Source organism: Actinomycetospora sp. ABD4_176, assembly GCF_056311855.1.
This window is the reverse complement of sequence record NZ_CM149974.1, coordinates 5671279-5683600: the sequence shown is the minus strand read 5'-3', so window position 1 is coordinate 5683600 and position 12322 is coordinate 5671279. Positions and strand designations below refer to the sequence as shown.

Genomic DNA, 12322 nt, shown 5'->3' with positions numbered 1-12322 from the left:
CGTGGCCTCATGGTGGCCGTCCGGGACCGGCGCCCGCCGTCCCTCCTCCTCGCCCCTCTCCCGGCTCCGGGTGCTCACCGAGGATCGTCGGATCGCGCTCGCGTCGGCGGCATCGATCGGGGCCGCCGTGGTCGGGACGGTGTCCACCCTCGCGTGGTTGATCCTGCTCGCAACAGTGATCGACACCGTCTTCCTCGGTGGCGGGGACCTGGCCGACGTCGCCACGACGATGGGCGTGATGGTCGTGCTGCTCGCCCTTCGCGGCGTCTGCACCTGGGCGACGGAGGTTCTCGGTGAGAGGGCCAGCGCGCTCGCCCGCGACCGGATGCGCTCCCGTGTGGTCGGGCACGTGTTCGCAGTCGGTCCGGCCGGGTTGTCCGAGGAGAGGACGGGGGAGGTCGCGGCCGTCATCGGCGACGCCGTCGAGGCGCTGCACGACGACATCACGCGCTACGTCCCCGCGGCCGTTCTCGGCGTCGTCGGGCCCGCCCTGGTGTTCGGCGCGATCCTGGTCCTCGACCCGTGGACAACGCTGGTCCTGCTGTTCGCCGGCCCGATGCTGGTGCTGCTGCTGGCGGTGATCGGTGGGCGGACCCGGCAGTTGACCCGTCGTCGACTCGAGGAACTCGGATGGCTCAGCGCCTTCTACCTGGACATGCTCCGCGGTCTCGGCACGCTCAAGTCGTTCGGCCGCTCCCGCGACGGCGCCGCGATGATCGAGCGCGCCAGCACCAGACTCGGCGACACCACCATGGACGTTCTCCGGACGGCGTTCCAGACGTCGCTGGTGATGGAGTGGGCGGCGACCGCGGCCACGGCGCTGGTGGCCGTCGAGGTCAGCTTTCGCATGATCGTCGGGGACCTGCCGTTCGCGACGGCGCTGATGGTCCTCGTGCTCACCCCGGAGTTCTTCGTGCCGTTCCGACGACTCGCACTGGAGTACCACGCGGGGCACGCGGGCGCGGCGGCCCTGCGGCGGATCGACGAGTTGCTCGCGATGCCGGCGACCGCCATGTCGACGCCGAGCCGGGGGCCGGCGCGCGTGGTGCCGAGGGATCGTGACCTCCCGGTGGGGGTGCCGAACGGTGCGGCGGCTGCCCTTCCTGTGGAGTTCGACGGAGTCGGCTACCGCTATCCCGGGGCGGCCTCAGCCGCCCTCCGGGAGGTGGACCTCCGTGTGGAACCCGGTCGGACCGTGGCGCTCGTCGGCCCGACCGGCGCAGGCAAGAGCACGATGGCCCGCCTGCTGCTGCGATTCATGGAGCCGACGGAGGGCCGAATCCTCGTCGGTGGCCGGCCGATCGCCGAGATGGACGTCCGTGAGTGGCGACGTCACATCGCGTGGGTCCCGCAGAATCCGACGCTCCTGGCCGGCACCGTGGCGGACAACATCCGTCTCGGCGATCCCCGCGCGACCGACGAGGCGCTGTACCAGGCGGCCGAGGTCGCGCGTGCCACGAGCTTCGTCCGCGACCTTCCCGAGGGCTTCGACACCGTGGTCGGGGAGCAGGGGTTGCGGCTGAGCGGAGGGCAACGCCAGCGGCTGGCCATCGCCCGGGCCGTCCTCCGGAACTCGCCGGTCGTGGTCCTGGACGAGTACACCGCGCACCTCGACGACCGCACCGAGACCGAGATCGTCGAAGCGATCACCGCGCTCCTGCGCGGGAGAACCGCTCTGGTGATCGCCCACAGGACGAGCACCGCACATGCTGCCGATCGGATCGCGACGCTGCGCGACGGTCGCATCGTCCCGACGACGACAGCGTCCCTCGGCGCGGGGCCGCGGTGAGCGTCGCCGGGGCCCCGTCCGCCGGGACGGCCGCCCGTCTCGCCCGCCTCGTCGGCCGGTTGCGGTGGTGGCTGCTCGGTGCGGCTCTGATCAGCGCGGTGACGCTCGCGGCCGGTATCGGGCTGCTGTCGACGTCGGGCTACCTCATCTCGAGGTCTGCGCTGGTGGAGTCCACAGCGACCCTGGGGCTCACCATCGTCGCCGTTCGATTCTTCGCCGTCGTCCGGGCCGTGGGACGGTACCTCGAACGCTACGTCGGGCACCTCGTGACGTTCCGGATGCTGACGCGAGTCCGGGTGTGGTTCTACGAGGAGATCGAACCGCTGGCGCCGGCCGGGCTCATCGACGAGCGCTCGGGTGACCTCCTGACCCGCATCGTCGGGGACGTGGAGACGCTGCAGGACCTGCCGCTGCGCGTGGTGATCCCTCGCGTCGCCGCGATCCTCGGTGCGGGGGTCGGTGTCACGGTGCTCGGCCTGCTGCAGCCGTCGCTCGCCGTCGTGGCGAGTGCGTTCCTGCTCATCAGCGGCGTGGCGGTCCCCGTGCTGGCGCGCCGATCCGGACGGGCGGCGGCCGAGGCGCTGGTGACCGAGCAAGCGGCGCTCAACGCGACCGCCGTCGAAGGGGTGAACGCGCTCGCGGACCTCGTCGCCTACGGCCGGGAGGACCTCTTCACCGGCCGTCTCGCCGAGGTCACGAGCAGGCGCACCAGGGCGCAGCGTCGCCTCGCGCACGTGCGGGGGATGCAGAACGCCCTCGCCGGAGTCCTGGCCGGCGCGGCCGCCCTGGGTGCCGCCGCCCTGGCCATCGAGCTCGTCATCGATGGCCGGCTCGACGGCGTCCTGCTCGCGGCCGTCCCGTTGGCCACCCTGGCGACGTTCGAGGCGATCGCCCCGGTGGGGGTGTCGTACGAGCACATGGACCGATGCCGCGCCGCCGCCCGCCGCCTGTTCGAGCTGGCCGACCGGGCCCCCACCGTGCGCGGGGACGGGCCGCACGAGTCCACGGCTGAGCCGGGCGTCGGGGCAGGTGCTGTCGAGTTCGACAACGTGACGTTCCGCTACCGGTCCGAGGGCCCGGACGTGCTGCGCGAGGCCACCTTCACGGTGCCGGCAGGTACCTGGGCGACGATCGTCGGACCGAGCGGGGCGGGGAAGTCCACGATCGCGGCGTTGCTGCAGAGGTTCTGGGACCCTCAGCGCGGAACGGTTCGCCTCGACGGCCGCGACCTACAGGAGACCGGAGCGCGCACCACCCGCGTCGCCGTGGTCGCGCAGCACGACCACCTCTTCGACACCACCGTGCGGGACAACCTCCTCCTCGGCGATCCCGCCGCCAGCGACGATCGGCTGCTCGCGGTGTGCCGCGCCGTGGCGCTGGACGAGGTGCTGTCCGGGCGGCCCGGCGGACTCTCGGCGCGGGTCGGGGAGAACGGCATGCGGCTCAGTGGTGGCGAGCGCCAGCAGGTGATGATCGCGCGCGCGCTGCTCGCCGACGCCTCGGTGCTCGTGCTCGACGAGGCGACCGCCCATCTCGACGCCGACACCGAGGAACGGGTGCGGGCGGGCGTGCGGGCGTGGCGCTCCGGTCGCACCACGCTGGAGATCGCTCACGGTCCTGTTCGGCCCGGAGCGTCTGATGGTGACCTCGTCCTCGAGTTCGCCGCAGGCCGGATTGCGTCCCCCGCACAGCCCTGAACAGCAGTGCTGCGGCGACCGTCAGACCTGCTCGCGGCTCTGGTCGGCCCCTGCCGTCTCAAATCGCGACCGGCCGTCCGCCGGGCACACGCTGGGTGCCGGGCTCGAGGCGGACGATCATCTGCTTCGATGCCGGGGTGTTGCAGCCGTCGGCCACGGAGGCGCGGGGCATCAGCTCGTTGGCCTCCGGGAAGTAGATCGCGGCGCAGCCGCGCTTGGTCGGGTAGGAGACCACGCGGTAGCCACGGAGGACCCGGTCGGCCTCCCCCGGCCACTCGCTGAACACGTCGACGGTCTGCCCGTCGGCCAGGCAGAGCTCCGCGAGGTCCTCGGGCGACACGAAGATCACGAAGCGGCCCTGGTGGATCCCGCGGTAGCGGTCGTCCAGGCCGTAGATCGTCGTGTTGTGCTGGTCGTGGGCGCGCATCGACTGCAACATCAGCCGCCCCTCCGGCACCTGGACGTGCTCCGTCTCATGGAGCGTGAACTGCGCCTTGCCGGACGGCGTCGGGAACGTGCGGCTGTCGCGCGGGCCGTGCGGGAGCACGAAGGTCCGCTCACCCCGGATCCGCTCGTTGAAGTCCTCGAAACCCGGGATCACCCGGGCGATCCTGTCGCGGATCCGGTCGTAGTCCGCCTCGAAGCCCGCCCAGTCGATGTCCACCGATCCGTCGAGCACGCGCCGCGCGAGCCGGCACAGCACGGACACGTCCGACAGCAGACCGGGCGCGACGGGCTCGAGGTCGCCCACGCTCGTGTTGATCCGGCACACCGTGTCCTCGACGGTGACGGTCTGCACGCCGGTGGCCTGCACGTCGCGCTCGGTGCGCCCGAGCACCGGCAGGATCAGCGCCTCCTTCCCGGTGACCACGTGCGACCGGTTCAGCTTCGTCGCCACCTGCACCGTCATCCCGACCTTGGCGATGCCCTCCTCGGCCTTCCGCGAGTCCGACACCGCGGCGACGACGTTGCCGGCCATGCTCATGAAGAACGAGATCGCGCCGCGCTCCATGGCGTTCACGCTGTCGACCGTGTCGAGACCGTGCGCGCGCGGTGGCGCGAAGGCGAACTCCTTGCCGAGCGCGTCGAGGAAGCGGTCGTCGACCTTGTCCCAGACGCCCATGGTGCGGTCGCCCTGCACGTTGCTGTGCCCGCGGATCGGTGACGCGCCCGCACCCGGCTTGCCGATGTTGCCCTTGAGCAGCAGCAGGTTCATGACGTCGGCGATCGTGGCGACGGATTTCTTGTGCTGCGTGACACCGAGCGCCCAGGTGACGATGGTCGCGCCGGAGCGGATGTAGCGCGCGGCGAGCTCGTCGATCTCCGCCGCCTCGAGGCCGGTGGCTGCGAGCACCTCCGCGTCGTCGATCGCGAGGATCGCGTCACGGTACGCCTCGAACCCCTCGCAGTAGGTGGCGATGAAGTCGTGGTCGAGCACCGTCCCGGGCGCCGCCTGCTCCGCCAGGAGTACCCGCTTCGCGACCGCCTGCACGAGGTGCTGGTCGCCGCCGATGCGGATGTGCACGAACTGATCGGACAGCTTGGTCCCCTCGCCGACGATCCCGCTCGGCTGCTGCGGGTTCTTGTAGCGCAGGAGCGACGCCTCGGGCAGCACGTTCACACCGACGATCTCGCCGCCCTCGTGCTTCGTGGCCTGCAGCGCGTTCAGCATGCGGGGGTGGTTCGTGCCGGGGTTCTGCCCCATCACGATCACGAGATCGGCCTTCTCGAAGTCGTCGTAGTGCACGGTCGACTTCCCGATGCCGATCGCCGCCGTCATCCCGGCGCCCGTGGCCTCGTGGCACAGGTTCGAGCAGTCCGGCAGATTGTTCGTCCCGAACGCGCGCGCGAAGAGCTGCAGCAGGAAGGCCGGCTCGTTCGTGATGCGACCGCTGGTGTAGAACACCGCCTCGTCGGGCGAGCTCAGTCCCTTCAGGCGCGCAGCCGCCAGATCGAGCGCCTCGTCCCAGCTCACCGGCACGTAGTGATCGCTGTCGGCCGCCTTGTACAGCGGCTCGACGATCCGCCCCTGCATACCCAGCCAGTACTCCGACTTGTCGCGCATGCTCGTGAGCGAGTGCTCACCCCAGAACGAGCGCGGGATGGTCAGCGGCGTCGCCTCCCACACGATCGACTTGAAGCCGTTCTCGCAGAAGTCGATCGGGCGCCCCTTGTCCGGGTTCGCCCACGCGCAACTCGGGCAGTCGAACCCGCGCTTGTGGTTGATCGTCAGCGCCGTTTCAGCGCTCCGCTCGGGCCCCATGTCCCCGAGGGCGGGCAGCAGCGCATGCTCGATCGCCGGGATGCCGACCGCCCACGAGGCAGGTGGCCCGACGCTCAACTCCGAGTCGCTGAAATCGTCGACCAGGGGGTGCCGATGACTCACGCGTGCTCCATCCTCGTCACGTCGCTGACGGGCGCGATCGTACGGCGAGATCCACACGCTACAGCGACTTCGGCACGAAACCGCCTGCGTGATGGCACCGAGCCAGTGCACCCGCATCATCGGGCACCACGAGCAAGGGCGGCGCTCCACGAGACGCCCGCTCCCGCACCTGTTCAGTCGGGAGATGGACGCACGCACTTCTCGCCCGGGCCACACGATGACGATCGACGGCGAGGACCGCTTTGGGTACCGCTTACGTCACACCACGGCCGATTTCGGAGGGTGATCGCTGATGATCGATACTCGACGACACGTCCACTGACCAGCACGAACGAGCACCGGACGGCACCACTGCCGACGTGACTCTCGTCCACTGGGTTCGGGGTTCGAGTCCCTGACGGCGCACCCTTTCCGCTGCTCAAAGCTCTGCGGAGCGATCTTCGAAGGTTACTCCCTCTACCCTTGTGGCCCGCTTACTTCGGGCTGTCGGTGGTCCCGGGCCAGCGCGAGCACGGCGAGGGGCTCGCGGCTGCGGGGACCGCCGTCTATCGCGCTCGCTCGGCCTCGACCGCCCGCGGGTGCACGAGCAGGCGATCGAGCCCGGCGCGGCAGGCGCCGAGGAACACACCGTCGTGGACGGGCCCCCGCTCCCCCGCCGTCGTATCGGGCGACGCGTCCGGAGCCTGCGCGGGCGCACCGGGCGTGCCGATGACGAGGGGGACCTGCGGAGGCACCGTCGCCAGCAGGGAGGTCGAGGCACCCATGTCGGGTCGGAGCTCGTCGGCGGGCACGCGGACATAGCCGAGCGCGTCGCCGGCCGTCACGACCAGCTCGGCCACCTCCTCGGGGTCGGCCGTCGACGGTGCGACGTCGAGCACGACGCCGCCCCGCGTGCCCTCGACGACGGCCAGCGCCGTTCGGGGCGTGGTGACGGGCGTGCCGGATGCGGGTACGAGGAGCGGCCGTACCCGGAACGGGCGAGCCTGCTCGCAGAGCGCCGCGAAGGCGACGGCAGTCGCGCCGACCGTCTGGGCCGCTCCGGCGCGTGCAGTCACGAACTGCGCACCCAGGCGGCTCGCGAGGTCGAGGACCCGGTGCTCGGACCGGTGCGGCTCGCGAGGATCTGCGCCCTCGTCGACGGCGAGGTCGATGCGCCCGACGTCGAGGGTGGTCACTCGGGAGACGAGCAGCGCGTCGATCAGCTCGGCGAGCATCGGCGTCCCGGCGCCACCGCCCCACGTCTGTTCGACGTCGGCGGCCGAGGCGACGTGCAGGCCCACGGAGTCGATGCCTCCGGCGCAGGCGGCGAGCACACAGGCGACGGGGTCGGCGGGCGACAGCACGGACTGGTGGACGGCGACGCGATTCACGCGACCATGATGTACTGCTTGGTGAACTACGGAGCACGCGCACGGATCCGGCAAGGACGGGGGCACGGTGGCGGCAGGGCCCGAGGCGGTCCCGGGACGGCAACGCGACGCCGAGCGCACGCGGGCGGAGATCCTCGCGGTGGCCACGGAGGAGTTCGCCGAGCGTGGCCTGGCCGGCGCGCGGGTGGACGAGATCGCCGCGAAGACCCGCACGACGAAGCGGATGCTCTACTACTACTTCGGCAGCAAGCAGGGGCTCTACCTCGCGGTGCTGGAGAAGGCGTATCTCGGCATCCGCCAGCTCGAACAGGGCCTCGACGTGGAGCACCTGCACCCGACGGCGGCGATGCGGGCGCTGACCGACCTCACCTTCGACCACCACGAGGCGCACCCGGCGTTCATCCGGCTGGTGAGCATCGAGAACATCCACCACGCCGAGCACCTGCGGAGCTCGCCGATCCTGTCCGGGCTCGCGGACCCTGCGCTCGACGTGCTGGGCAGCATCCTCGAACGCGGGCGCGCTGCCGGGCTGTTCCGGGACGACGTCGACGCCCTCGAGATGCACATGGTCATCAGCGCCTTCTGCGTCTTCCGCACGGCCAACCGCTACACCTTCCGGGCCGTGTTCGGGCGCGACCTGCTCGACCCCGCCGACCGCGACCGGCAACGTCGGATGCTGGGCGATCTCGTCGTCGAGTACCTCACCGCCCACGTCGCGCGCGCTTGACCGCAGGCCGTCAGCGGACCGCGCGGGCGCTGCGCGCGGCGCGGGCGCGGCGGTGCGCGGCCATGCGGACCGGGGCGCCGGGCGCGCCGTGTCCGGAGTACCCGCCGATCCGCTGCACCGCCTCGAAGAACACGCGCCCGCCGAGGACCTCGGTGACGACGTGGCGGTACTCGCCGTGCTGATCGCGGTCCCGCAGGACCCGGTGGGCGCGCAGCTCGGCGACCGAGGCCTCGTCGAGGTCGCCGCGTGCCGCGAGGTCGTCGTAGTAGTTGTCGCCCGGGTCGAGCAGCGGCAGGCCTGCCGCCGTGGCCACCCGCGCCAGGGCGACGACGTCGTCGACCGCGAAGGCCACCGACTGCGGATCGGGGACCCCCGGCGCCCATCCCCCGCGACGCACGACCGCGGACGACAGCACGAGCCGCACCGCGTCGGCGCCCGCGCCCGCCGCGAGCAGGCGGCTGCGGACCAGGCCGAACGGTGCCGCGACCTCCCATTCCCCCGCCGCCTCGAGGCCCAGCACCATGCGGTGGAACAACGAGGCCTCCGCGACGTGGTCGTAGGGCGGGGTCAGCGCGACGTGGTCGACACCGAGGACGTGCCCGGTGCGGCGTGCGACCCCGGTGGCCGCGAAGTCGCCCGGCCAGAAGTCGTCGTCACCGGGCAGTGGACGCTCCGGGCAGCAGAACAGCAGTGACCCGTCCGGCGCGGTCACCGCGCGGAGCTCGGCCTCGTCCGTGGCGTGCGGCGGGACGCGCGGAGCGGCGAGCAGGGCCTCGGCGCGGGCGGCGAGCGCGGCGGGGTCGGGGGTGCGCACGGCGAGACCGGCAACGGCCGTGGTGGGACCCGGCGCGGTCCCCGGCCCCGGCTCGAACGCGTCGCTGCGCACCACGACGCGGGCGTCGCCGGCCTCCCACAGCGTCACCGGTTTGGTCCGGTGGCGGCCGGTGCGGTCGAAGCCGAGAGCGTGCAGGGCGATGGTGACCTCGTCGGCGGTGACGGGGTCGACGGCGAGCTCCACGAACGCCGTGCCTCGCAGACCGGGGTGTGGTGGCACTCCGGACACCGCCGAGGCTGCCGACGCCGCTTCCTCGAGGGCGAGCAGCGAGCGTCGCGCGTCGACGGCAGCTCCACGGGGGTCGGCCTGGCGGAACACGTCGTTGAACACCTCGAGCGACCACGGGCCGGAGTAGCCGGCGGTGTCGAGGTGGGCCACGAGGGCGGCGAGGTCGAACGCGCCCTGCCCCGGGAAGAGCCGGTGGTGGCGGCTCCACTGCAGGACGTCCATGTCGAGCTCGGGAGCGTCGGCGAGCTGAAGGAAGAAAACCTTGTCGCCGGTGACATCGGCGAGCCCCGAGGCGTCCGAGCCACGCGAGAGGATGTGGAAGCTGTCCACGCAGAGCCCCAGCGCGGGGTGGTCGGCCTCGGCGACGATGCGCCACGAGTGGTCCCAGGTGTTGACGTGCCGGCCCCAGGCGAGGGCCTCGTAGGCCAGGCGCAGGCCGTGATCGGCGGCGCGGTCCGCGAGGGTGCGCAGCTGATCGGCGGCCAGCGCGTCGTCGTCGATCGCCTCGGGCGAGACCGACGAGCAGATCAGCGCCGTCTCGACCCCGAGGTGCTCCATCACGGCGAACTTGTGCTCGATCCGGCGCAGCGCGGCTGCGAACGACTCCGGGGGGAGGGCCTCGACGTCGCGGACCGGTTGGAACAGGTCGACCGACAACCCGAGGTCCGCGCAGCGGGCGGCGACGTCGGCGGGCGGTTCCGGCGAGGCGATCAGGTCCGGCTCGAAGATCTCGACGCCGTCGAAGCCCGCCGCCGCCGCGGCCGCCAGCTTGTCCTCGAGCAGGCCGGAGAGGCAGACCGTGGCGATGGCGTGTCGGTGCATCATGCGCTCCTCAGCCGCCGTCCGCGACGAGCTCGGCGAAGTGGGCCGTCATCCGCTCGACGTCGGGTTCGACGCCGGTGAACAGGCGGAACGACTCGACGGCCTGGAACACGGCCATGCCACCCCCGTCGAGCACGCGTGCTCCGCGCGCGCGGGCGTGGCGCACCAGCTCGGTCGCCAGGGGGCGGTAGACCAGGTCGGCCACCCAGTGGCGCGCGTCGAGCAGGTCGGGGTCGACCGGGCATCCGGGGTGGGCGGCCATGCCGGTCGGCGTCGCATGCACCAGGCCGTCGGCGTCCCGTAGTGCCGCACCCAGCCCCCGAACATCGGCCACCGAGGCGCCGGCGGCCAGCTGCCCGGTCACCGCGGCCGCGAGCGACTCGGCTCGTGGGCGGTCGCCGTCGACCACGACGAGGTGCCGCGCGCCGAGGCGGACCAGCGCGTGCGCGACGGCGGCGCCGGCACCGCCGGCACCGAGCAGGACCACGCGGTCGGTCGCGGCGTCGGGCAGGCCGCGGCGGAAGGAGCGGGCGAAGCCGGACCAGTCGGTGTTGTGCCCGACCACGCCACCGGGGTCGAACACGACGGTGTTCACCGCGCCGAGGGCAGCGGCGTCCTCGGAGAGCGCGTCGAGGTGGGGCAGGACGGCCTGCTTGACCGGGTGGGTCAGGTTCAGGCCGCGGAACCCCGCCAGCTGCGCGGCGTCGAGCACGCGCCCGATCTCCTCCGGCCCGAGCCCGAGAACGTCGAGGTCCAGATGCTGGTAGTGGTAGCGCATCCCCCGCGCGTCGCCCTCGCGCTCGTGCAGCGCAGGGGTGAGCGAGGGGCCGATGCCGGACCCGACGAGCCCCACCAGGCACCGCGGGATCGGCCGCGTCCCGACAGCGAGATCGGCGCGTGTCGAGGTCGGGGTCTCCCTCGGGTCGTGGTCGACGAGCATCACCGGACCTCGAGCGACGCCGGCGACGCGGCGGGGGCCACGACGGCGTCGAGCTCTGCGGTGGGCACGTGCGCGGTCTCCCGCGCGGTCGCCGCCGCGCCCGCGGCCAGCAGGCAGAGCACCGCACCGAGAACGGCCACCGGCACCCAACCCCCGGGGCCCTCCCCCGCGATCGACTCGGCGATCGTGGGGACGAAACCGCCGATGGCGAACCCGATCTGCGTGCCCACCGCGACGCCGGTCAGGCGCACGCGCGTCGGGAACATCTCCCCGTACAGCGACGGCCAGACGCCGTTCGAGGCGCTGTAGACGACCCCGGTGAGCAGGATGCCGGTGGCGAACACCAGCGCGTACTGCGCCGAGGAGATCGACCAGAGATAGGCCGCGAACACGACCGCGCTGGCCAGGGCGCCGCCGATGAAGACCGGCTTGCGGCCCGTGCGGTCGGCCAGCCACGCGAACGCCGGGATCGCCGCGAGGGCGACGACGTTCGCCGTGATGCTCACCCACAGCATCGTCGTCCGCGAGAGCCCCACGGTGCCGGTGGCGAACGACAACGCCCAGACGCTGAACAGGGTGCTGATCGACGAGACGAGCGCCGCGAGCACCACACGCATCACCGCCGCCCAGTGGTGGCGGAACAGGACCGCGATGGGGAGCTCCTGCCGGCGCCCCTCCTCGGCCTCCGTGGCCGCGAACACGGGGGTCTCATCCAGGGTCCGGCGGATCAGCAGGCCGGCGACGACCACCACGACGCTGAGCCAGAACGGCACCCGCCAGCCCCAGGCGAGCAGCTCATCGCGCGGCAGCGCCGCGAACGGCAGGAAGACCGCGGTGGCCACGATCATCCCGGCCTGCGTCCCGCTGAGGGTGAAGCTCGAGAAGAAGGCGCGGCGGTGGTCGGGGGCGTGCTCGAGGGTCATCGAGTTCGCGCCGGCCTGCTCACCGCCGGCGGAGAAGCCCTGCAGCAGGCGCGCGACGACCAGCAGGATCGGTGCGATCGCGCCGGCGGTCTCGTAGCTGGGCAGGCAGCCGATCGCGAACGTCGCCACCCCCATCAGCACGATCGTCGCCACGAGCACCCGCTTGCGCCCGAACCGGTCGCCGATGTGACCGAGCACGACTGCGCCCAGCGGGCGAGCGACGTAACCCACACCGAACGTCGCCAGCGCGAGCAGCGTCCCGGTCGCCGGGCTCGACGACGGGAAGAACACCTCGCTGAACACCAGCGCGGCGGCGGTGCCGTAGATGAAGAAGTCGTAGTACTCGAGGGCGCTGCCGATCCAGGCGGCCAGCGCCGCCTTCCGTGGCTGGGCCACCGGGGCGGCGGCCGGGGGGTGCGACATGGACGTCTCCTGACCCGTGCTCCGTTGCCGGTCGGGACGGTGTAGCGCGAGCGCTTATGTACCGTCTAGTTACGTACTGGATGGTGAGTTAGGTGCCGAGATCGTGTCAAGTCGCCGAGCAGCTGTTCAGGGAGACGGTCGACCGGGCCGGGCCACCCACCGTCCTGGTGCTCGACGGGCCG

Annotated in this window: 8 protein-coding genes; 3 read left to right on the top strand and 5 right to left on the bottom strand. The window is 72.3% G+C overall.

All coding sequences use genetic code 11. The annotated features are described in order from the left end of the window. Position 1 precedes the first annotated feature (1 nt). Positions 2–1789, top strand: coding sequence for a thiol reductant ABC exporter subunit CydD (gene cydD / locus ACYX4T_RS27575; protein ID WP_476012396.1), 1788 nt, complete (start codon positions 2–4; stop codon positions 1787–1789). After that, a complete protein-coding gene (gene cydC, locus ACYX4T_RS27570) occupies positions 1786–3486 on the top strand; it encodes a thiol reductant ABC exporter subunit CydC (protein WP_476012395.1) in 1701 nt (566 codons plus the stop codon). The genes cydD and cydC overlap by 4 nt, the downstream gene beginning before the upstream one ends. A 58-nt stretch (positions 3487–3544) precedes the next feature. Here the strand turns inward: cydC and ACYX4T_RS27565 are convergent, their stop codons facing one another. Both ACYX4T_RS27565 and ACYX4T_RS27560 read right to left on the bottom strand, forming a co-directional pair. Beyond that, positions 3545–5872, bottom strand: a complete 2328-nt coding sequence (locus ACYX4T_RS27565) for an FdhF/YdeP family oxidoreductase (RefSeq protein ID WP_476012394.1) — start codon at positions 5870–5872, stop codon at positions 3545–3547. Positions 5873–6417: 545 nt separating this feature from the next. Then, positions 6418–7242 carry a hypothetical protein gene (locus ACYX4T_RS27560; protein WP_476012393.1) on the bottom strand — a complete coding sequence of 275 codons (825 nt, stop codon included), beginning with the start codon at positions 7240–7242 and terminating at the stop codon, positions 6418–6420. A gap of 67 nt (positions 7243–7309) precedes the next feature. Between ACYX4T_RS27560 and ACYX4T_RS27555 the strand changes: the two genes are divergently transcribed. After that, positions 7310–7969, top strand: coding sequence for a TetR/AcrR family transcriptional regulator (locus ACYX4T_RS27555; protein ID WP_476012392.1), 660 nt, complete (start codon positions 7310–7312; stop codon positions 7967–7969). Between the two features lie 10 nt (positions 7970–7979). Here the strand turns inward: ACYX4T_RS27555 and ACYX4T_RS27550 are convergent, their stop codons facing one another. The 3 genes from ACYX4T_RS27550 to ACYX4T_RS27540 form a co-directional block, all read right to left on the bottom strand. After that, positions 7980–9857 carry a TIM barrel protein gene (locus tag ACYX4T_RS27550; protein ID WP_476012391.1) on the bottom strand — a complete coding sequence of 626 codons (1878 nt, stop codon included), beginning with the start codon at positions 9855–9857 and terminating at the stop codon, positions 7980–7982. A 7-nt stretch (positions 9858–9864) separates the two neighbouring features. Continuing rightward, the gene (locus tag ACYX4T_RS27545) at positions 9865–10722 is read right to left on the bottom strand and encodes a shikimate dehydrogenase (protein ID WP_476015384.1); all 858 of its coding nucleotides are present in this window, start codon (positions 10720–10722) and stop codon (positions 9865–9867) included. A gap of 71 nt (positions 10723–10793) precedes the next feature. Beyond that, positions 10794–12140 (bottom strand): MFS transporter, encoded by a 1347-nt coding sequence (locus ACYX4T_RS27540; RefSeq protein WP_476012390.1) that lies wholly within the window; start codon positions 12138–12140, stop codon positions 10794–10796. Positions 12141–12322: the final 182 nt, after the last annotated feature.